General features: G+C 70.2%; 19 protein-coding genes. 10 read left to right on the top strand and 9 right to left on the bottom strand.

Going from position 1 to position 21,577, the window contains the following annotated elements:
* Positions 1-12 precede the first annotated feature (12 nt).
* Positions 13-636, top strand: a complete 624-nt coding sequence (locus tag OG948_RS54050; protein WP_331772438.1) for an SRPBCC family protein — start codon at positions 13-15, stop codon at positions 634-636.
* A gap of 134 nt (positions 637-770) precedes the next feature.
* Positions 771-1,094: a hypothetical protein gene (locus OG948_RS54045; protein WP_331772437.1), complete on the top strand. Its 324-nt coding sequence runs from the start codon at positions 771-773 to the stop codon at positions 1,092-1,094.
* A gap of 235 nt (positions 1,095-1,329) precedes the next feature.
* Here OG948_RS54045 and OG948_RS54040 read toward each other — a convergent pair whose 3' ends face one another.
* Complete coding sequence (locus OG948_RS54040; protein ID WP_331772436.1) at positions 1,330-2,367, bottom strand: zinc-dependent alcohol dehydrogenase family protein; 1,038 nt, start codon at positions 2,365-2,367, stop codon at positions 1,330-1,332.
* Between the two features lie 284 nt (positions 2,368-2,651).
* On the opposite strand from OG948_RS54040, the gene OG948_RS54035 reads away from it, so the two are divergent.
* Positions 2,652-3,542 carry a universal stress protein gene (locus OG948_RS54035; protein WP_331772435.1) on the top strand — a complete coding sequence of 297 codons (891 nt, stop codon included), beginning with the start codon at positions 2,652-2,654 and terminating at the stop codon, positions 3,540-3,542.
* Positions 3,543-3,894: 352 nt separating this feature from the next.
* Here OG948_RS54035 and OG948_RS54030 read toward each other — a convergent pair whose 3' ends face one another.
* Positions 3,895-4,110 carry a DUF1918 domain-containing protein gene (locus OG948_RS54030; protein WP_331772434.1) on the bottom strand — a complete coding sequence of 72 codons (216 nt, stop codon included), beginning with the start codon at positions 4,108-4,110 and terminating at the stop codon, positions 3,895-3,897.
* A 284-nt stretch (positions 4,111-4,394) separates the two neighbouring features.
* Positions 4,395-6,128 carry a sulfate permease gene (locus OG948_RS54025; protein ID WP_331772433.1) on the bottom strand — a complete coding sequence of 578 codons (1,734 nt, stop codon included), beginning with the start codon at positions 6,126-6,128 and terminating at the stop codon, positions 4,395-4,397.
* A 374-nt stretch (positions 6,129-6,502) separates the two neighbouring features.
* Between OG948_RS54025 and OG948_RS54020 the strand changes: the two genes are divergently transcribed.
* From OG948_RS54020 to adhE, 4 genes are all read left to right on the top strand, one after another.
* On the top strand, positions 6,503-7,402 hold the full coding sequence (locus tag OG948_RS54020; protein WP_331772432.1) for a universal stress protein: 900 nt from the start codon (positions 6,503-6,505) through the stop codon (positions 7,400-7,402).
* Positions 7,403-7,991: 589 nt separating this feature from the next.
* Complete coding sequence (locus tag OG948_RS54015; RefSeq protein WP_331772431.1) at positions 7,992-9,050, top strand: Acg family FMN-binding oxidoreductase; 1,059 nt, start codon at positions 7,992-7,994, stop codon at positions 9,048-9,050.
* Between the two features lie 844 nt (positions 9,051-9,894).
* Positions 9,895-12,258, top strand: coding sequence for a phosphoketolase family protein (locus tag OG948_RS54010; RefSeq protein WP_331772430.1), 2,364 nt, complete (start codon positions 9,895-9,897; stop codon positions 12,256-12,258).
* Positions 12,259-12,415: 157 nt separating this feature from the next.
* On the top strand, positions 12,416-15,076 hold the full coding sequence (gene adhE / locus OG948_RS54005) for a bifunctional acetaldehyde-CoA/alcohol dehydrogenase (protein WP_331772429.1): 2,661 nt from the start codon (positions 12,416-12,418) through the stop codon (positions 15,074-15,076).
* Here adhE and OG948_RS54000 read toward each other — a convergent pair.
* Positions 15,046-15,624 carry a DUF5994 family protein gene (locus OG948_RS54000; protein WP_406300923.1) on the bottom strand — a complete coding sequence of 193 codons (579 nt, stop codon included), beginning with the start codon at positions 15,622-15,624 and terminating at the stop codon, positions 15,046-15,048. The genes adhE and OG948_RS54000 overlap by 31 nt on opposite strands.
* 302 nt (positions 15,625-15,926) lie before the next feature.
* Positions 15,927-16,217: a hypothetical protein gene (locus tag OG948_RS53995; RefSeq protein WP_406300753.1), complete on the bottom strand. Its 291-nt coding sequence runs from the start codon at positions 16,215-16,217 to the stop codon at positions 15,927-15,929.
* A gap of 307 nt (positions 16,218-16,524) precedes the next feature.
* Between OG948_RS53995 and OG948_RS53990 the strand changes: the two genes are divergently transcribed.
* Positions 16,525-16,875 carry a hypothetical protein gene (locus OG948_RS53990; protein WP_331772428.1) on the top strand — a complete coding sequence of 117 codons (351 nt, stop codon included), beginning with the start codon at positions 16,525-16,527 and terminating at the stop codon, positions 16,873-16,875.
* A 17-nt stretch (positions 16,876-16,892) separates the two neighbouring features.
* Here the strand turns inward: OG948_RS53990 and OG948_RS53985 are convergent, their stop codons facing one another.
* From OG948_RS53985 to OG948_RS53975, 3 genes are all read right to left on the bottom strand, one after another.
* On the bottom strand, positions 16,893-17,789 hold the full coding sequence (locus OG948_RS53985; RefSeq protein WP_331772427.1) for a glycosyl hydrolase family 65 protein: 897 nt from the start codon (positions 17,787-17,789) through the stop codon (positions 16,893-16,895).
* An 86-nt stretch (positions 17,790-17,875) separates the two neighbouring features.
* A complete protein-coding gene (locus OG948_RS53980) occupies positions 17,876-18,388 on the bottom strand; it encodes a hypothetical protein (RefSeq protein ID WP_406300752.1) in 513 nt (170 codons plus the stop codon).
* A gap of 98 nt (positions 18,389-18,486) precedes the next feature.
* Complete coding sequence (locus tag OG948_RS53975; protein ID WP_331772425.1) at positions 18,487-19,371, bottom strand: universal stress protein; 885 nt, start codon at positions 19,369-19,371, stop codon at positions 18,487-18,489.
* A gap of 249 nt (positions 19,372-19,620) precedes the next feature.
* On the opposite strand from OG948_RS53975, the gene OG948_RS53970 reads away from it, so the two are divergent.
* Together OG948_RS53970 and OG948_RS53965 are read left to right on the top strand one after the other, a co-directional pair.
* The gene (locus OG948_RS53970; RefSeq protein ID WP_331772424.1) at positions 19,621-20,151 is read left to right on the top strand and encodes a CBS domain-containing protein; all 531 of its coding nucleotides are present in this window, start codon (positions 19,621-19,623) and stop codon (positions 20,149-20,151) included.
* Positions 20,152-20,217: 66 nt separating this feature from the next.
* Positions 20,218-20,730 (top strand): universal stress protein, encoded by a 513-nt coding sequence (locus tag OG948_RS53965; protein ID WP_331772423.1) that lies wholly within the window; start codon positions 20,218-20,220, stop codon positions 20,728-20,730.
* 115 nt (positions 20,731-20,845) lie between these two features.
* Here OG948_RS53965 and OG948_RS53960 read toward each other — a convergent pair whose 3' ends face one another.
* Positions 20,846-21,529, bottom strand: coding sequence for a pyridoxamine 5'-phosphate oxidase family protein (locus OG948_RS53960; protein ID WP_331772422.1), 684 nt, complete (start codon positions 21,527-21,529; stop codon positions 20,846-20,848).
* Positions 21,530-21,577 lie beyond the last annotated feature (48 nt).

Genomic DNA, 21,577 nt, shown 5'->3' with positions numbered 1-21,577 from the left:
GCTCGATTCCAAATGACTTCGCCTCGTTCTCGGGAATGCGGCGATTTACAGCCACCCGGCGCGCGGAGGTCGCCTTTCATGTTCGGACACTGGCATCCTCTCGCCGAAAGCGGAGACGTTTTTCTGAACTCCGCGCCATTCCGGTGCGTAGACTCCGTTGACGTCGCTGCGCCGCCCGCACGCATCTGGGAGATCATCACGGGCGATGCGCTGGTCGAATGGACTCTGGTGTTCACCGCTCTCGCCTGGCACCCCGACCCACCGTCCGGCCCGGGCGCGACCCGAGAGGTCACGCTGCTGCGGCTGCTCACCGTGCGCGAGCGGTTCTTCCGGTGGGAGGAGAACAAGCGCTACACCTTCAGCGCCGTGGCGGCCTCCCTCCCCGGCCTTCGCCGCGTGGCGGAGGACTGGGTCGTCGAACCCACTCCGGGCGGCTCTCGTCTCGCCTGGACCCTCGTCGCCCAAGCCGCCACGCCCGCCGTCCCGCTGCTGTGGGCGAGCAACCCCCTCGTCAAGCTCATGCAACGGCATGTCCTGCGTTCGGTCAGACTGCACGCGGAAGGTGGAAACACGCCGCGCTCACGACCACGGTCCGGACAGCGCCACCCCGGCGGCGGCCGAGCGGCGCCGCTGTGATCCGGGTCATGGCAGCCCTGTCGAATCGGACATATGATGCAAAAATCGTGCCCGGGGTCGCATCGAGCGGATCGTCGACGCGGCGGTTGCCGGGCTCGTTTTTTCGGGTGTCCACACAGGGAGAGCTTCGTAAGGTGCGGCAAGCTTCCCTGGACGACGTGCGGGTGCGCGCGGTCATACAGACTCTCGGTCCCTACAGGTGGCGCAGGCTTACCCCCGAGATGGTGAGCCGTCGCGCACTCGCGGCCGTCGACGGTCACGTAGCCACCGAGACGGTCCCCGTAACGCGGCACGACGAGCGAATCGAAGTGCTCCTCGAGTTCCTCGGGTGCTGTTCCTGGCGCACCCTGACAGTCGGCGCCTTGAGTCGCCGGCTGGTGACCGCTCTGGACACGTGGCGGACGGAAAGCCAATGGCTCGAACTCGAACTACGTTGGGTGCTCGACGCCGACGACTGAGCGAAGCACGGCCCAAGGGCCTGTCTGGCAATGCCCGGCCCCTGCGTCGCCGGACTCCGAAGCAGGGGCCGGGCACACGCGCCGGGGACGCGGGGCATCGCCCTCGTGGGGCGGTCATGGCGTCCGCCGCATTTTTGCCACGTTCGGCCCTGTTCGGTCGACTTCAAGGATGGATGCCCGGTCCCTGAAGGCACCGGGGAGCGACGGGTACAGGAACGTTTCTTCCCACGCCCGGTCAATCCGCGATCAGGACCGCCGCGCCGCGGACGCGATCGGCCGCGAGATCCGCCAGCGCCTGGTCGGCCCGGCTCATCGGGTAGCGCGTCGTCGTCACCTGGAGGTCGATCTCCGTCGCCAGGCGAAGGAACTCGACGCCGTCGCGCCGAGTGTTCGCGGTGACGCTGCGCAGGTTGCGTTCGTGGAACAGGTGTCGTTGGTAGTTAAGCGGTGGAATGTCGGACAGGTGGATGCCGGCGACCGCCACGGTGCCGGACCGATCGAGCGCGGCCAAGGCGGCCGGTACGACCTCGCCTACCGGTGCGAACACGATGGCGGCGTCCAGTGGTTCGGGTGGTGGCGCGTAGGTGTCTCCTGCAGAAGCGGCACCGAGTTCCAGGGCCAGGCGGCGTGCCTGTTCGGACCGGGTCATGACGTGGACGGACGCACCGCGCGCAAGCGCCACTTGGGCGGCGAGGTGGGCGGACGCGCCGAAGCCGTAGATGCCCAGCCTGCCCCCGGGTGGCAGATCGGCGCGCAGCAGGGCGCGGTAGCCGATGATGCCCGCGCACAGCAGCGGCGCCAGGTGCTCGGCGTCGCGGCCGACCGGCAGGGCATAGGCGTAGTCCTCGGGTACCAGGGCTCGGTCGGCGAAGCCGCCGTCCGCGTCCCAACCGGTGTATGTGGAGTCAGGGCACAGATTCTCCGCGCCGGCCCGGCAGTATCGACATCGGCCACAGGTGTGGCGCAGCCACGCGATGCCCACCCGATCGCCGGGTACGAAGCGCGTCGAGCCCGCGCCGACGAACTCGACCTCGCCGACCACTTCGTGACCGGGAACCGTGTTCGCTCTGTGTGGCGCCAGGTCGCCCTCCGCGAGGTGCAGATCTGTACGACAGACGCCGCAGGCCTCCACTCGTACCAAGATTTCGCCCGGGCCCGGTTGCGCCGGTTCGCGTTCGACGACCGCGAGGGGGCGGGTGTCGATGGGCCCGGGGTGGGTCACGACCCATGAGCGTCCCGTGCGGCGTCCAGTCGGTGACGTGTCGACGCTCATGTCATCGTCCAAGCGGTGAGGGGCGGGGCCCGGCCGTCCGCCGAGCACCTTCTTTTCACCGTCGCGCGCGCGAATCACGGACTACAGGGCCGAGTGGCGCGCCTCGCAGGGCCGAAGGTCCCACCGCGGGTCGCCGCACGGTAGGCCGAGCGGCGTCTTCGTCCCGGTCCGAGGGGTCTGGGGGCGAGGGTCCGATGGGGCGAACGGCCCTGTTCGATCCGGGACGGACGGAGCATGGTCGAAACCAGGGCTGCCCTGGTCGGCCCCGGCGAAGGGAGCAGGACATGTCCACCTCAGACGGACGGGCGCCGATCGTCGTCGGCGTCGAAGCGACCACCTCCGCACGCGCTGCCGTCGCGTGGGCGGCGGACGAGGCCGATCGACGGCGACTGCCACTTCGTTTGGTATCTGCGCTCGACTGGCCCGCGGACGCGGATCGGGATCCGGCCGAGCGGAGGCCGACGGAGACGTGGCGCCGAATGTTCGAGGATCCGGGGCGGCGTACGCTCGCCGAAACCCGCGCGCAGGCCGTCGCTGCGCATCCGGCACTGCACGTTGAGGAAGCCCTGATCGACGGCGATCCGGCCGACGTCCTGCGTGCCGAGGCACGTACCGCGAGCATGGTGGTCCTGGGCTCACGCGGACTGTCCTCGGCACGGGAGTTGATGACCACCGGTGGCATCGCGGTACCGGTCGTGGCGCACGCCCCGTGTCCCGTCGTGGTGGTTCGCAACGCGGAGCGTCTCTCGGGTGCCGCGCCGATGATCGTGGTCGGAGTGGATGGATCCGTGGTGTCGGAACGCGCCGTGGCGTTCGCGTTCGAGGAAGCGTCGCTGCGGGGCGCCGAAGTGCTCGCGGTTCATGTCCGTGACCCGCGCCCCGGGTCGGTGGCGGCCTCGGTGGCGGACGCCGACGAGATCAAGGAGGGGCGACGTCGGCTGAAGGGCGCGCTCACCGGCTACCACGAGAAATACCCGGGTGTGAAGATGCAGCGCGAGGTCGCGCTGGGACACCCGGTGCACGTTCTGGTGCGGGCGTCGGAACACGCGCTGTGCCTGGTGGTCGGCACACGCGGGGTCGGCGGATTCCGGGGCATGCTGCTCGGCTCGGTCGGCTACGGAGTGCTTCACCACGCATGTTGCCCGGTGGTCGTCCTGCCACGGACGGGGTCGTAGGTGAACATCAGTTCTTCGGCCCGTACCCCTTCGGCTTTGCCCGCCCCACGTCTGCGGATCCGGAAGCGGGCTCAGGCCGGACGCGTCGGCCCGGTCGGTGGCCTTGCGCAACAGGTCGGCCCGGGACACCACCCCCCACGGGGCGGTCCATCCCGTCCACCACGGGGACGGCGGTCACGTGGTTGTCCGCCAAGAGTTCGACGATCTCCTCGAATGGCCTGTCGGGCCGTGCGCGGACGACCTCTCCGGTCTGCATTCCGCAACCGATCGGTGATGCATGTCGCCTCTCCTTCCCGGGGGTCGGCCGGGATGTCGGTGCGCGTGATCGACCCCCGTGTGATCGGCCCCCGCGTCAGCGGCGCGTCGCCGAGGGAAGCAACGCCTCGGGCTTCTCGACGTGCGTTTCGGGGCCTGGGAAGAACAGCGATTCGTGGTCGTCTTCGGTCCAGCGGACCATGTAGGGCGGGCTGCCGTCCGCGTGATCCACTCGGATCACCATGCCGACGCGCCGGTGTTCGCCCACACGCGGAGACTCGACCACGACCCAGTCACCTACCTGCGCCTCCATGTTGCCGCTCCCTTCCGAAGGGTGTCCCGAGTTCACGGCGGTGGCGGAGTTCATGCGATCCGCCGACTTCAGGATGCCGCCGGGGGATCGCCCGCGCACAGGGCCGAAGGGCCCGGGGCTCTTGCCGACGACCGCACGTGAACGAGTGCCTCGTGGTTCGTCGGGTGGGTCGTGCGCGGCCCCGGGCCGGGGCCGCCTCGTCGGACCCTGGATCGGTCTGCTCGGCGACGGATGGGCAGCCGCCGGGCACGTCCGTGGCTTGGGTGTGTTCCGACGTCGTGGACCTACCCGTTTTCACCGTCGCCGTGCGCGTGTCGCCACTCGTGGAAGGCGTCCACGGCGGTGGGCAGCGTGGGAAACAGGCGGTCCGCGCCGATCGACGCGGTGAGGCCGTAGGCGTGCAATTGCGTGCGCAGGTCCTGTTTCACGCGTGCCAGGGCGATGATCACGCCGCGTTTGTTCAGTTCCTCGCGCACGGACTCGACGGCGTCCAGGGCGGTGATGTCGACCTCGACGATCGCCTCGGTATTGAGCACGAACCACGACACCGGGCATGTCTCCGCGGACAAGGCGGCCAGCGCTCGGCGCCGGAAGTCCTCGGCGTTCGCGAAGAACAGCGGAGAGTCGTACCGGTACACCACCAGTCCGGGGATCGTCCGGGCTTCGGGGTAGTCGTCGATGTCGTGCATGCCTGCCATGCCCGGGACGATTCCTTGGACGGCGTCGTGCGGTCGTGCCACCCGGCTCAGCAACTCGGCAACGGACAGACCCACCGCCACCAGGACGCCGTAGAGGATGTCCAACGCCAGGACACCGATCAGACACGCCAGCGCCAGGAGGAACTCGCGGCGGCGGAAGGACATCAAGCGCCGGAACCCCGCCACGTCGATCATGCGCACGGCCGCGAAGACGACCAGGGCGCCGAGAACCGCCGTCGGCATATGCGTGAGCACCGGACCGAGGAAGAGAAGCACGGCGACGACCACCGCCCCGGCGGCGAGCGCGTACACCTGGGTTCGCGCGCCCGCCGACTTGGCCAGCGCGGTGCGACTGGCGCTGCTGCTCACCGCGAATCCGTGCACCGCGCCGGAGGCGAGGTTGGCGGCGCCCAAGGCGAGCAGCTCCTGATTCGGGTCCAGGCGGGGTGTGCCGTCGGGCGACTCGAACGCGCGCGCGGTGAGTATCACGTCGGTGTATCCGACGAGCAGGATCCCGGCCGCGGGTGCCAGCAGGTCGCGTGCCTGCCCGAAGTCGGGTGCGAACACATCGGGGAACCCGGTCGGGACGTCGCCGACGACGTCGATCCCGTGCCTGGTCAGTCCGAACGCGAAAACCAGCGCGGTGCCCAGAGCGACGGCCGGCAGCGGGCCCGGGAACCGAGGCAGGAAGCGGGCCATGCCGAAGAGGAAGACCAGTGTCGCCGTGCCGAGGAAGACCGTTCCCCAGTGCACGTCGGACACGTTCGTCACGAACGAACGCAACTTCGAACCGACGCCGTCGCCCTCCACGGGTACGCCGGTGAGTTCGGGCAGCTGATCCACCATCATGATCAGTGCCAATCCGGTCAGGTAGCCGACCAGTACCGGCCGCGAGAGCAGGTCGGCGACAAAGCCCAATCGCAGCAGCCACGCCACGAGGGAGAGCACCCCGATCAGCGTGGCGAGGGTGGCGCAGAGAACCGCGTAGCGTCGGGTGTCGCCCGCGGCCAGGGGACCCACCACCGTCGCGGTCATCAACGCGGTGGTCGATTCCGGGCCGACCGACAACAGGCGCGACGATCCGAAGAGGGCGTACATCACGATCGCGGGCAAAATAGCCCAGAGGCCGGCGACGGGCGGGAGGCCCGCGACGGTGGCATACGCCATGACCTGGGGTACGAGGTAGGCCGCGACCGTTGCGCCGGCAAATAGATCGCCGCGCAAATGCTTGCGCTCGTACCCTCGCATCCTCGCCACCCCGGGTACCGCGCGCGCCAAGCGTCGACGAAGCGCCCCGGGAAGGGCCGCAGGCTGCGACATGGGCATCCCTTCGGTGAAGACTTCATGATGCCGCGCACAGTGGACGAATCCGTATCGGACACGAAAACCGGTGTGGGATCAGCGTGCCGCCGCTCCCCCGAAGCGGTCGCCGCGAGCTTGGCTGCGGCGCCGGGCCGTCCCGGTCGGCTTCATCGACGTGTGTCGATCGCGGTGGCCGCCGTCGAGGCGACGGGGTCGATCCCGCGTCCCTCGTGGGTTCGTTTCCGGGCCGGGGCACCCGCGACCGTGTGGGGACGATGGGTCCTTCGCCGAACCGACCGGGCCGAACGGCCCTGCCCCGGGCCGCGCGCCGAGAGCAGAGTCGGGCGAGAGGGCCGGCGCACCGAGTCGGCTCGCCCGGAAGGGAGTGCGTCGTGACCGCCTTCGAAGGATCGGCGTCCGTGGTCGTCGGGGTCGAGAACACCGACGCCGCCCGGCTCGCCGTCCTGTGGGCGGCCGGCGAGGCCGATCGCCGCGGACTTCGGCTGCGTTTGGTACACGCTTTGGACTGGCCCGTCGGCGCCGAGCACGACCCGGACATGAGTAAGCCGTGGGAGACCTGGAGCGGGATCTTTCGACGCTCCGGGCAGCAAACGCTGGAAGAGGCCCACGCACTTGCGCTGGGCGCCCGTCCGGGCCTCGACATCACCCGACTCCTCGTCGACGGACAACCCGATGCGGTCATCCGGGGTCAGGCCACGAATGCCGCCATGGTCGTCCTGGGTTCGCGCCGGCTGTCGTCGGTCAAGGAGTTGACGACCGCCGGAAGCATTGCCGTTCCCGTGGTCGCGCACGCCACCTGCCCGGTCGTGGTCGTCCGCGATCCGGAACACGTCGAAGACGATCCCGGGACGGTCGTCGTCGGAGTGGACGGATCACGCGTGTCGGAAAGGGCCGTCGCCTTCGCGTTCGAGGAGGCCTCGCTGCGTGGCGCGACCGTACTCGCCGTCCAGGTTCGTCCCTTCATCGCGAGCCCGGTGGTCGGCGCCGTGAACAACGCGGAGGAGATCGTCGAAGGCCGGATCCGCCTCGGGGAAACGCTCGCGGGTTGGGCGGAGAAGTACCCCGATGTGCCGGTGCGGCGCCAGGTCGTCCTCGGTCATCCCGTGCACACCTTGGCGCAGGCGTCGGAACACGCGCTGTGCGTGGTGGTCGGGACACGCGGACTGGGCGGGTTCAAGGGCATGTTGCTCGGCTCGGTCGGCCACGGGCTGGTACAGCACGCCCACTGTCCCGTCATCGTCGTGCCGCGCGAGCGCGACGACGGGGACTGACGTCCGCGGGAGAGCGTCCGACCGCGTCGGACGACGCGAACCCGTCGACCTTCTTCGCGCACACCATGATCGGCTCGGCCGCGCCACCCCATCGCCCGGGGAAGCGGCCGAGCTGCCGTCCACCGGCCTCGCCTGCCCATTCCGCTGGTCGCCGCGCGGATTCTGTGGATCGACCTGCTCACCACGGGCTCACCGGGTCGCTCCGGGTGCCGAGCCCACAGGACCGGGCACCATGCGGCGCCCGCTCCGCGCGGCTGCCCGCGCCGACCGGTGGTTCGCGGTACGTGACCGACCGGTCGGCGACCGGTGAAGCCGGATGTGGGACTGGGACTCACGGCCCTGGTCCTCCCGGGGCATCCGGCCCTGTGATCCCGACGTCGGAAGCCCGAGACTGATCACATCCGGCGTCATCCCGATCGGGCCACGTGTTCGACGGCAGGAGGCCCCGGATGAGCGACCGTGCGTCCGCGCGTGACCGGGCCGCCGCCGTCTCCGCCCCTGAAGGCGGAGCCCGACGGGTACAACCAGGACGCGCCGAATCCGCCTTTCCGCATTCGGACGCATCGATGGGCCGTAGGGAGAAATCGACATGACCAAGGCATCCCTGAACCCCGCCGACCTGCGGTATCTGGCCGCCGCGGCCGGTGCGGCACCCTCGCTTCACAACAGCCAACCGTGGTTCTTCCGACCCACGACCGACGGCTGCGGAATCGCGGTGTACGCGGACGGCACGCGAGCGGTTCCGCTCACCGACCCCGATGGCAGAGCCATGCACATCTCCGTCGGCGCGGCCGTGTTCAACCTGCGCGTCGCCGCTGCTCTACTGGGTCGGGAACCGCTGGTGACGCTCCTCCCCGACGATGATGCCGATCCCTCACCGACTGCCGTGCTCGACCTGGGTCGATTCGCCCACACCCCACTTCCCTACGGCCCGGACCTGTACTCGGCGATCGCCCGACGACACTCCAGTCGCCTACCGTTCGCCAACCGCGACGTCCCGGAGCGCGTCCTCGGTGAACTCATCGCCGCCGCCGACGCGGAGGACGTGGTCTTGGCCGTCCTGGAGGAGGCCGACGCGCGCCGCGTCCTGAACCTGACGGCCGAAGCCGAACGCCGAACGGCCGCGGACCTCGCCCGGCAGGCCGAGACGCGCGCGTGGCTGCGCCTGGAGGAACCCGCGGCCGACGGCATCCCCCGGGAGGCCCTGGGCCCCCAGGACCACGACGCCCGGGTACCGGTCCGCGCCTTCACCGGCCACCCGCCGATTTCCCCCACCTCCACGCAGCGCTTCGAGGCGCTGCCCCAGGTGGCGACCCTGACCACCCATTTCGATCGTCCGCAGGACTGGCTGCGCGCAGGCCAGGCCATGGAGCGGGCATGGCTGGTGGCGACCGTCCACGATCTGCGCGTGTCGGTCCTTCACCAAGCCGTGGAATGGCCCGACACCCGCGCGAACCTTCGCGATCCGCAGACCGGTCCCGGCTACGTCCAGATGGTGCTGCGGATGGGGTACGGGCCGCCCGGAACCCCCACCCCTCGCCGCCCCGTGGCGGAGACACTCGATCCGGCCGAAGCCGGTGACGACGTATCGGCCGTGAACGGAACCGACGAGGGGACGCGACCCCCCGTCGCGTCGAATGGGCGATGATGCCTCGTCCGCATCGATGGGGCGGCAACCGGACGCCGGCTCGCCGTGGTCCGGGCAGCCGACGAGCCTGATACAGGCGCTCGACCGGCCGGTCGGAGCCGACCGCGACCCCGTCCCGCACCGCCGGACCCGGAGCGGACGTTTCCGCGACGCGGGCTTGCGTACCCTGGCCGAGGCCGCCGTCCCGGCCTCGAGTAGGCACGCCGAACCGGTCGTGGACACCGCCGTGATCGACGGGCAACCCACCGCCGTCACACGCGCAGAGGCGCTCCGTGCGGCCATGATCGTCCTGGGCTCACGGAAATTGTCCGATCGGACCGCCATGCCACGACGGTCCGGCGACGAGAATCGCGGCGATCAGGGGTGGCGGTGAGCGCAGTCGTCATCACGGGCTCCTTCGTCCTGCTCCATCGAACCCGACCTCTCCCCCGGCCTGCGCGCTCTCCATCCACTTCGACCCGGGTCGAACGGCCTTGTCGGGCAAGCCGAGAGACCCACCCCGGCCGAACCACTCCGCACCCGCGCAGCAGCCCTTGCGGACGCCCCCGACCCGACCGCCGCACGAAGCGAAACAGGACTCGACCTCCAGCCCCATCGTGTGTGGCTCCAACGACGGAGCCATCCGGCGTGTCGCCCGGGGCGGTTCGCCCCGGACCGGACTTCCGGCGTACAGGACCGATTCACATCCCGCGCAAAGCGGGGAATTCGGCCTCCCGGTCACCGGCGGCAGCCCGCGACGGCCCACCGCCATAGGGCCGTTCGGCCCTTCACCCCACGCGTGGTCGGCGCGAGCGTGGGAACGAGCGGAGTTCAGACGACGCACGAGAGAAAGAGAGGAAGACCGATGACGATGGCGATTCCCGAGAGTCCGGACCTGACCACGGTCGACGCGTGGTGGCGGGCGGCGAACTACCTCGCGGTGGGCCAGATCTACCTGAGCGGGAACCCGCTCCTGACCGAACCGCTGCGCCCCGAACACATCAAGCCGCGCCTGCTCGGGCACTGGGGCACCTCCCCCGGCCTGAACCTGATCTACGCCCACCTGAACCGGGTCATCCGCGAACGCGGCACGCACGCCCTGCACGTCACCGGCCCCGGTCACGGCGGCCCCTCCGCACTCGCCGCGTCGTGGCTGGACGGCACCTACAGCGAGCGCTACCCGAACGTCCCGCAAGACGCGGACGGCATGGTCGCGCTCTTCCGCCAGTTCTCCTATCCGGGCGGCGTCCCCAGCCACATCGCCCCCGGCGTGCCGGGCTCCATCCACGAGGGCGGCGAACTCGGCTACAGCCTCTCGCACGCCTTCGGCGCCGCCTTCGACAACCCCGATCTGGTCGTGGCGTGTGTGATCGGCGACGGCGAGGCCGAGACCGGGCCGCTCGCCGCGTCCTGGCACGGAAACAAGTTCCTCAGCCCCCGCACCGACGGCGCGGTGTTGCCGATCCTGCACCTGAACGGCTGGAAGATCGCCAACCCGACGCTCCTCGCCCGGATGCCACGCGAGGAACTGGACGCGCTGCTGACCGGCTACGGATGGCGCGCCATCCACGTCGAGGGCGACGAACCCGCCCGCGTACACGCCGCGTTCGCCGCCGCGCTGGAGGAGTCACTCGACGACATCGCCCGGCTCAAGGCGACCGCGCAGGGGCGCCCGAGGTGGCCGATGCTCGTCCTGCGCACCCCCAAGGGCTGGACCGGACCGGCCACCGTGGACGACCTGCCCGTCGAGGGCACGTGGCGCTCGCACCAGGTCCCGCTGGCAGGCGTACGCGAGAACCCCGAGCACCTGGCCCTGCTCGAGACGTGGATGCGCTCGTACCGTCCCGACGAACTCTTCGACGAGGGCGGCCGGCCCACCCCGATCGTGCTCGCCAACGTGCCCGCCGGCGACACCCGCCTGGGCGCCGTGCCCGAGGCGAACGGGGGCACCATACTGCGGGATCTGCCGCTGCCCGACCCGAACGCCTTCGCCGTCAAGGTGGTCGAACCCGGCGCGTCCTCGTCGGAGCCGACCCGGGCCCTGGGCGAGTACCTGCGCGAGGTCTTCGCCCGCACGGCGACCCGGCGCGACTTCCGCCTGTTCGGTCCGGACGAGACCGAGTCCAACCGACTCGGCGCCGTCTACGGCGCGACCGCCAAGGCCTGGCAGGAACCGATCACCGACCTCGACACGCACCTGGCGCCGGACGGCCGCGTGGTGGAGATTCTCTCCGAACACACCTGCCAGGGCATGCTCGAGGGCTATCTCCTGACCGGGCGGCACGGCGTCTTCTCCTGCTACGAAGCCTTCACTCACATCGTCTCGTCCATGTTCAACCAGCACGCCAAATGGCTGCACGCCTGTCGCGAGATCGGCTGGCGCCCACCCATCGCCTCGCTCAACTACCTCCTCACCTCCCACGTCTGGCGCCAGGACCAGAACGGCTTCTCCCACCAGGACCCCGGCTTCGTCGACAACGTGATCAACAAACGACCCGAGGTCGTCCGCGTCTACCTGCCGCCGGACACCAACACCCTGCTGTCGGTGAGCGACCACGTACTGCGCAGCCGCGGCCTGGTCAACGTGATCGTCGCCGGCAAGACGCCCAACCCCGACTGGCTCACCATGGACGAGGCCGTCCTGCACTGCACCCGCGGGGCCGGGGTCTGGGAATGGGCCTCCAACGACGACGGCGACCCGCAGGTGGTCCTGGCCTGTGCCGGCGATGTACCCACCCTGGAGACCCTCGCCGCCGTCGACCTGCTCCGCCGACACCTGCCCGAGCTGCGGGTGCGCGTGGTCAACGTGGTCGACCTGATGCGGCTGACCCCCGAGAGCGAACACCCGCACGGCATGCCCGACACGGAGTACGACGCGCTGTTCGGCACGGACGTTCCGGTCATCTTCGCCTACCACGGCTACCCGTGGCTGATCCACCGCCTCGCCTACCGCCGCCACAACCACGACCAGCTGCACGTACGCGGATACAAGGAATACGGCACCACGACGACCCCGTTCGACATGGTCGTCCTCAACGACATGGACCGCTACCAACGCGTGATCGACGTGATCGACCGCGTCCCCGGCCTGGGTTCGCGCGCCGCGACGGTACGTCAGGCCATGGCCGACGCACGCACCCGGCACCACGCCTGGATCCTCGAACACGGCGAGGACATGCCCGAGGTCCGCGACTGGGCCTGGTCGAACGACCTGCCGGGTCGCCGCTGACCCCACGCCGGGGCCCGCACAGGAGTCCGCGCCACCCGCATCGGGAGGCGTCGTCGAGTCCTTCGCGGGCCCCGGCACGTCGTCCCGCCCGACGCCCGGCCGCCGGATGCTCGCCCGACTCCGTCGATCGCCCCACCACCACCCAGGAGAATCAGCCATGAGCAACCGCTCCGAGACCGTCTTACTCGCCCCGACCGCGGACACGGGTCCCTCCGACATCGACACCGCGGTGGACACCCTTGTCGCCGATGCCGCCAACGCACTCGCCGCCTACGACGCGTTCACCCAGGAGCAGGTCGACCACATCGTCAAGAAGGCGTCCGTCGCCGCCCTGGATCAGCACACCCGACTGGCCCGCGAGGCGGTCGAGGAGACCGGCCGAGGCGTCTTCGAGGACAAGGCGGCGAAGAACATGTTCGCCTGCGAGTACACCACCGACAGCATGCGGAATCTCAAGACGGTCGGCGTCGTGGCTCGCGACGAGATCACCGGCATGATCGAGGTCGCCGAACCGGTCGGCGTCGTGTGCGCGGTCACGCCGGTCACCAATCCCACCGCAACGGTCGTCTTCAAGGCGTTGATCGCCCTCAAGAGCCGCAACCCGGTGGTCTTCGCCTTCCACCCCTCGGCCCAGCGGTGCAGCGCCTCGGCGGCACGGGTGGTGCGCGACGCGGCCGTCGCCGCGGGCGCGCCCGAGCACTGCGTGCAGTGGATCGAGACCCCCTCGATCGAGGCGACCACCGCGCTCATGCGTCACCCCGGCGTCGCACTGATCCTGGCAACCGGCGGCGAAGGCATGGTGAAGGCGGCATACTCGGCGGGCAAACCGGCCCTGGGGGTGGGTGCGGGCAACGTACCCGCCTACGTCGACCGCGACGCGGACCTGCGTCGAGCGGTCAACGACGTCGTGCTGTCCAAGTCGTTCGACAACGGCATGATCTGCGCCTCCGAACAGGCCGTCATCCTGCACGCCGACATCCACGATGCCGCCCTGTCCGAATTCGCCTCCCTGGGTGCCCACTTGGCCACCGAGGACGAGAAGCACAAGCTGGAGACCTACCTCTTCGGCGGCGGCGCCGGGCCCGGTCGCGAAGCACGCGTCAATCCCGAGGCCGTGGGCCGGAGCCCGATGTGGATCGCCGCCCAGGCGGGGTTCACGGTGTCCGCGGACACCACCGTGATCCTGGCCCACGCCGACCGAGTGGGCCCGCAAGAGCCCCTCACCCGCGAGAAGTTGTGCCCCGTCCTGGCCGTTCTGCGCGCGGACTCGCGCGAGCAGGGGTTCGCGCTCGCCGCCGACATGGTCGCCTTCCACGGCATGGGACACAGCGCCGTCATCCACACGAGCGATCCCGCCGTGGCCGAGGACTACGGGCGACACATGAAGACTGCCCGCATCATCGTCAACGCGCCCTCGTCCCAGGGAGCCATCGGCGGTATCTACACGGGCCTGTTGCCCTCGCTGACTTTGGGCTGTGGATCCTGGGGCGGCACTTCGACGTCCAACAACGTCTCGGCGGTCAACCTGTTGAACGTCAAACGGGTGAGCACCCGCCGCAACAACATGCAGTGGTTCAAGATCCCGCCCAAGATCTACTTCGAACCGCACGCGATCCGCTACCTGGCCGAGATGCCGCACGTGCATCGGGTGACCATCGTCACCGACGCGACCATGACCCGCCTTGGCTACGTCGACCGCGTCCGCCGGGTGCTGCACTCCCGCGAACTCCCGGTCACGATACAGATCATCGACGACGTGCTGCCCGAGCCGAGCATCGACTCGGTACGGCGCGGCGCGGACCTCATGCGGACCTTCCGCCCGGATACCATCGTCGCCCTGGGCGGCGGCTCGCCCATGGACGCCGCCAAGGTCATGTGGCTGCTGTACGAACAGCCCGACGTCGACTTCTCCGACATGCGGCAGAAGTTCCTCGACATCCGCAAGCGCGCCTTCCGCTTTCCCGTCCTGGGCGAACAGGCCCGACTGGTGTGCGTACCGACCACGTCCGGCACCGGCGCCGAGGTCACCCCGTTCGCCGTGATCACCGACTCCGTGACCGGCAAGAAGTACCCGCTGGCCGACTACGCCCTCACCCCGAGCGTGGCCATCGTCGACCCGCTGCTTGCCGCGGAATTGCCGTCCGCGCTGGCCGCCGACAGCGGGATGGACACCCTCACCCACGCGATCGAGGCGTACGTCTCGGTCTACGCCAACGACTTCACCGACGGCCTCGCGCTGCACGCCATCCGGCTGGTCTTCGACAATCTCGAACCCGCCGTCACCGACCGGCAAGCCAGTCCCGAAGCGCGCGAGAAGATGCACAACGCGGGCACCATCGCGGGGATGGCCTTCGGCAACGCCTTCCTCGGCATCGTGCACGCCATGTCCCACACCCTGGGCGCCACCTTCCACATCGCCCACGGGCGCACGAACGCCGTCCTGCTGCCCCACGTGATCCGCTACAACGGCGGTCCGCCCGGCAAACTCGCCGGCTGGCCCAAGTACGAGCACTACCAGGCGCCCGAGCGCTTCCAGGACATCGCCCGCACGCTCGGTCTCCCCGCCGGCACCCCCGCCGAAGGAGTGCGCTCCCTGGCCGCCGCGGTCGAGCGGCTCAGGGATCGAGTCGGCATCGAACCGTCCTTCCGGGCCCTGGGCGTCGACGAGCGGGCATTCCTGGACGCGTTGCCCGAGCAGGCGCTCAACGCCTACGAGGACCAATGCGCCCCGGCGAACCCGCGGATGGCCATGCTCGACGACATGATCGCCATCATGCGCGACGCCTACTACGGCCCCGCCGCCGTCTCGACACTGTGAGCCACCAGTGGCGACCTGCTCGCATGGGTCACGGGCCGTAGCGCAGCCGCGGGCCGGGGACGCGATCGGCGTCCGCCTTCACCCGATCCGAGGGCCGGGATCCGTACCATCGCCGTCCCGCTCACCCTCGCCAGAGCTGCGCCCAAGAGCTCGCTGGGCAAACGGGACCTGTCGGGCCACTCGCTCGGGTCCATGAGGAGGGCCGCGACCCGGGGTGATACCTGCGGCGGCACCACGAGAAGTTCCCTGAAGGGGGCGATCAGCGAGAAGAGCTCGATCCGGTGCGGGTCCTGTCCGGCCACGAATCCGCCCCACCGCACCACGCGGCCCAGCCCGGCGATCCGGAACGGCCGGGGCGTACCTGGCCACAGGCTGCGGTCGAGTGTCGCGCGTGAATACGAACCCACACATTCCATCCCCGTGAACAACGCGGCGAGTTCCTCGACCGTCGCCCTCGAACGGGGCCACCACACGCCGTCCAACTCGTGACTGTTGCCGCCCGCGTGGGGGCAGAGGAACAAACGTGCTGCGGGAGCCGTATCGCTCACTGCCACGGTCAACACGGAAGACCTACCTGCCCGACCGGCACAGCCGCCCTCCGGGGCGACACGACTGTCGGCATCCTGTCGATATCGTTCTTCACCTCAACCGTAGCCCCGTGGCTGTCGGGACGAAACTCCGTGGGTCGCGCGGCGGCGACGGCCCGGATGCCCGACGGCAGCCCACGATGACGCACCGAACGTACGCGGCCGTCATCCGGCCATGGGATCGTGATGGATCCGGGCCAGAACCCGCGCCACATCGTGGCCGGTGACGATTCCGAGCGGCACTCGGCTCCGATCGGCGACGATCAGTGCGTCGGCACCGGCGTCGAGCATGCATTCGACGGCGGTGAGGGTGTCGACCTCGGGGTGGACGATCGGCGCGCAGCGCCGGACGAGTTCGGCGACCGTGCGCGGGCGGCATCCCAGGTGGCGCGGTGCCCCTGCGGTTCGGCGAGTTCACGATCGCTCAGGAGGCCTACCACCGCTCCGGTGCCCGGATCGACGACCGCGAGGTGGCGAAGGCCCAGCGCGAGCAACAGCTCTCGTGCCGTGCGCGGCGTGTCCGTCAGAGCGACATGCGCGACCGGCGCGCTCATGACGTCGCGGATCCTGGGAATCATCGCCTGCGGCACCGAACGCCGGTCCCTCGCTGCCCTGCGTGTCCTCGCGGAGTTCACGTCACCCTCCGTCGGTCGGTCCGCCACTGGTGTCCCCGTCAGCGGCACGCACATCCGGCGCCGACCTCTCCGGAGTGCGTTCACTGTCCACTGTCCGGACCGGCGACATCGGCCGGGAGGGTCGTTCGGCCCGGGCCGGTGGGCCGAAGTGCTCCGGTGCCCGTCGGGTCCCCGATGCACGATGAAGAAGGGGAACTCGGTACGACGTCCGAGGACGGTGAGGACGATGGAATTGGTTCCGGCCCTGGCGGCGATGCCCGCGCGTTACGGCGGGCACATGGACGAGGACAACGGCTGGATGTGGGTGTGGGGGTCACTCCTGATGCTGCTCTTGATCGCGGTGATCGTCGCCGTGGTGTGGCTGTTGGCGCGAGGACCCTCGCTCGGCCACAGGGCCTCGGAATCGCGCGGCTCGTCGGCGACCGAAGTGTTGGCTCTGCGGTATGCCCGAGGCGAGATCGACACCCAGGAGTACCGAGAGCGCCTGGCGGCCTTGACCGGGTGGCCGAGCGCAGCCCGTGAAGGCAAGGCTCGCGGTGGAAATCGGCCGGACGGGCCGGACGGGCCCAGCGGCTGATCGCGGAGACTTGATCGTCAAAGAGTGAAGGTGTGACTGCCCCCGGGCGGGATCTCGACCACCGAGCCGCGGAAGCCGATCGGAACCGATCCGTGCTGCTCCGGACGCAGGCTCACGGTGACCTCCCGTCGAGTGATGGTCACCACCACGCCCCAGTGCTCCCGGTAACGCAACTCGACCTCCAAGCGGGCGAGTCGGGCGGGAAGGCGGGGGTCGAGCCACAGCACGTCCCCGCGTGTGTCGAGTCCGGTGTAGCAACGCTGCAGCGCGTCCACCGTGCCTGCCATGGCACCGAGGTGGATGCCTTCCGCGGTGGTGCCGCCCTGCACGTCGAGAACGTCGCCGCCGAGGGCGTCGCGGAAGAAGAGCCAGGATCGCCGGCGATCCGTTCGGGCCGGCACCCACGCGTGCACCACGGAACTGAGCGTCGATCCGTGCACCGTCCGCGCTCGGTAGTAGGCAATGGAGCGTTGCGCCAACTCGTGACTGGCCGGGTAGCCGAGGCGGCGCAGCAGGTCGCGGATTTCCTGTGGCGGGAAGAGGTAGTAGAGCAGCAGGACGTCGGCTTGTTTGGATGCCTTGTAGTGATTGACGCTGTCGCCCTCGGCCTCGAGGATGCGATCGAGGCGGCGGTTGTTCGGGTACCGACGCCGGTAGTGCTGCCAGTCCAGCTCGGCCAGGCGCTCGTATCCGGCGAACTGGCTCGGCACGCCGTCGTGGAAGGGGACGTGGAGTCGACGGGCGACGCTGCGCCAGCGGTCGAGTTCGGTCGAGTTCATCTCGAGTCGCTCGGTCAACTCCTCGCGCCGGTATCCGGGTAGCGCGTCGAGCACGCGCGCGAGGAGATCGCCTGCCCGAGTGCCTTGGGCGGCGAACCCGACGATCATCACGGTGTTGCGGGGATCGGGCAGCAACTCGCGCAGTGCCCTGGGCCCTCGTGTCCGGCTCTGTGATCCGCGCTCCCGGTCGCCGGGGCATCGAGCACGTGGTTCGCGCGGGCTCAATGCTCGATGCGGCCGCTCCAGGTCGGCTCCACCGCTGCCCAGTCCCGCTCCCACGCGAGCGCACGACGACGGGAGGTCAGCAACCACTCCGCGCCGAAGGCCCCGGCCATCACCAGGAACGCCCCGCCGAACGCCATCGTCCCCGCGACGATCTCGTCGACGACGATCGCGGTGTGGGTCAGCGGCGGGTCTGTGGGGCGACCCGCGACGTCGAGCCAGATGTGGGTGGTGTCGCCCTCGGATGTGCCGAGGGGCACCCGGGCGGTGCCGGTTTGCGTGACGCCGTCGGTCGCGACCCATCGCACGTTCGCCGCCACCGTCTCGGCGCCGGGCGCGGCCACCTGGGGCGGCTTGGCGGTCAGCACGGCGGGAACGCGTTGTTCTTCGGCGAGTTGGCGATTTCGCGTCGCGTCTCCGGAGGTCGCGCTCGCGTCGACGGCCATCACGATCGCCAGCGGTACCACGAACAGCGTCAGGAGCGTCAGCAAGAGCATCGAACGGACGTGCACGACATCACAGTGCCGGTACATCGGCTCGCGCCCGACCAGTGCTCGGACCCATCGCCGCGGTCCTTCGTGCCTGCGCCGAGGTCGCGGCGCCGCGGCGTTCATGGCCCTGCGACGGGTATCGGCACGACGGCCACCGGACAGGACGCGTGGTGGAGCACCGCGTGGGTGGTGGGGCCCAGGCGCATCGGGAAGGGTCCGTGTGCCCGGTGGGCGGCGACCACCAGCAGATCCGCGTGCGCGGAGACACCGATCAGGGCGTGGGCGGGGGCACCGGTCGTGACGATCGCCTCGATCGTGACATCCGGTGTCCGTGCCCGGATCGGGTCCAGGATTTCGGCCAGGAGGTGGTCGTGGGTTGCCGCCATGTCCAGCGGGTCCCCGAGCAGCGGGGCGACCACACCGGGACAGTAGCCGGCCATCGCGAGTGTCCACACGTGCACGGGGACCACCCTGCCGCCGATCCGTCGAGCCCGCTCGACGGCGAACTCGACCGCGGGCGCGTCGCTGCGATCGGCGATGCCCACGACGACGCTCGGGGTGTCCACGTCGTCGGCCGCCTCGGGTACGACCACCACGGGGCAGGTCGTGTGCGCGCACACGCGCAGCGACACCGATCCGAGCAGCAGCCCGGCGAAGCCCCCAAGGCCTCGGCTGCCGACCACGATCAGCTCGGCCCGTCGGCTCGCCTCCAGGATCGCGTCCGCCGCCGGCCCCTCGACCAGCGATGTCTCGACCGCCAGGTGCGGGTGGGCGGCGCGGCTGCGGTCCGCCGCCCGCTCCAGCAGAGCACGGGCGCCTTCCCGAACCTCCTCCGCGTTACCGTGCCGGCCGAGAGCGGCAGCGGGAATGGCCATTGCCAGGTACAGCGGCGTTTTCGCCTCGGCGGCGGCGTGGGCGCCCCAGGCGAGCGCGCGTTCTCCGCCGGGTGAACCGTCGTAGCCGACCAGGACGCCGAGGCCGGGAAGGTGGGTTCCGGTGCTCATGAGCTTGTCCAATCGTCGCGTGCCGACGGCTCTGGCGGCGGGGCCGGTACCGCGAGATCCGATCGACCCCTCACTCTCAGCGTGCTCGCGCTCCACCGGCGGGCACAGGGCCGCCCAGACCCGGGGCCCGGGACCTTCGGCCCGGCCCACCACCCCCACCGGCCCTGTGTTCGGTGCCGCGGAGGTCCGATGGTGGAGACAGGGTGAACCGCGCGATCGCGGACCCCGGACACACAGGAGGCGAGCGCGATGAGGACGAGCAGCGAAACCGCCCCGGGTAACGGCTCCGCCACGCACGCGAACGCGTCCGTGGGTAAGCGCGGCGTGGCCGACGTGATGAGTACGGCGTTGCTCACCGTCGCGAGCGACGAATCCCTGTTGATGGCCTGGGAGCTCATCCAGCGCACCGGGTTCCACCACCTTCCCGTCGTGAACGAGGACGGGCGCTGTGTGGGGCTGCTGGAGCGGGGCGAACTGGCCGTGGCATGTGCGCTCCCGGCGATCTCGCTGGCCGAGCGCTACGTGGGCGACCTCCTACCCGGCGGTTCCCAGCCGCACGTGCCGGTCACCGCTCGACTCGCCGAGGTGGCCGACGTGATGACCGACCACGCGGTCGACGCGCTCGCGGTCACGGACGACGACGACACGATGGTCGGCTTGGTGACGGCTCGCGATCTGGTCTCGGCAATCGCCGGACGCAAGCCCGCGCACGGTCCCAGGGACCACGGGCCGGTGCTCTTCCGACTGGAACCGGTACTGCCCCCGACACGCGACACCTGATCGGCCCTGCCAAGACATCGCCGTTCGGCACTCGATGGCGACCACGACCACACGAAGGAGTCGGACATGGAATCGCTCGGCACCCGCTTCGACCGGGAAACCAACGGCGTATCCCCTCGGCAGGGCGCCGTCCCCGCCGACGAAACCACCGGGAACCGGCCACAGGCCCGGATCGTGGTGGGCTTGGACGGCTCCTTCGGGTCCGCCGTCGCCTTGCGCTGGGCCGCTCGCGAGGCCGCCGAACTCGGGGCGGTCCTGGACGTGGTCGCGGCCTGGACGGACGCCGATCCCGAGCGCCCGACCCTGGACCGGCCCGATGCCCCACTGTCGGTCGCCCGCGAGCGGCTTGAGCACGCCCTGGCAAGCCTGGTGCGCGCCCCGATCCCGCCCGAGCGGATCGTGGCGACCCCACTGCACGGCACGGCCGGCGAGGTCCTGGTCGCCCACGCGCGAAGTGCCCGGCTGCTCGTGCTGGGCACCAGCGGCATCGAGTGCCCCACGATCCCGGGCCCCACCGGCGTGTACTGCCTGCGTCACAGCAACACCCCGGTGGTGTTCGTCCCCGCGCCGGACGCCTGACCTCGCGCACCGTCGAACGCCCGAACCCGGCAATCGGGTTCGGGCGTTCGGGCGTTCGGCGGAAGCAGTCGGCGCCATGAAGCGACGACGGGCTGTCACTGCGCCCTGGAAGGAGTTACCGCCGACCTGTGCGTGGGCGCAACCGGCGGCCGGTCACCCTGCCGGGATGGATACGGAACCACAGTTCGTTGTGCCGGCTGGGCCAGGTATCGTCTCCGGCTTCGGTGAGCCTGGCGATTTCGATGAGGTCGGTGACCGGCTCGACCACACCGATCAGCAGGACGCTCCAGCCCAGTCGGGCGTGCCGGTCCACGTCGTCCACTTCGAAGGCCACCGTTCCGCGAACGTGGGCGAGGGGTGAGCCGGGTCGGGTGGAGAAGACGATATCCCTGCCGTCGGGCACGTAGTTGACGGGAAGTACCCACGGCGTGTGGTCCATGCCACCGGCGAGACGACCGACCTCGTGGGTCGTGAGGCGGGCGTAGCACTCGTTTTCGCTCATCGGGATCAGCTTGCGGGCATCCGGGCGGCTCGGTTCCTCCCGGGTGGTCGGTGGCGTACCCGAGGTGCCGGACACGAGCGCGGTGACACTGGTCTCCAGCGCCACCGCCAGGCTGCCGAGGGCGGCCCGGGACAAGGGGGCGTCTCCGGCCTCGAGTTCCACCAGCCACTTCAGGGGCAGCCCTGCCCGGGCACAGACGTCCGCCCGGGTCAGGCCCAGTTGTTCGCGTCGGGTGCGGATGGTGCGGGGAATGTCGACCATGTCGGGAAGGCGAGTGCCGGCCGTCTCGTTGTCCATTGGATCCTCCTTCTCGACGGGGCCGTTCCACCGACGCGAACGGTCCTC

The organism is Embleya sp. NBC_00888, from assembly GCF_045207655.1.
In the GTDB taxonomy this organism is placed as follows: Bacteria; Actinomycetota; Actinomycetes; order Streptomycetales; family Streptomycetaceae; genus Embleya.
This window is presented reverse-complemented; position numbering and strand designations above follow the sequence as displayed.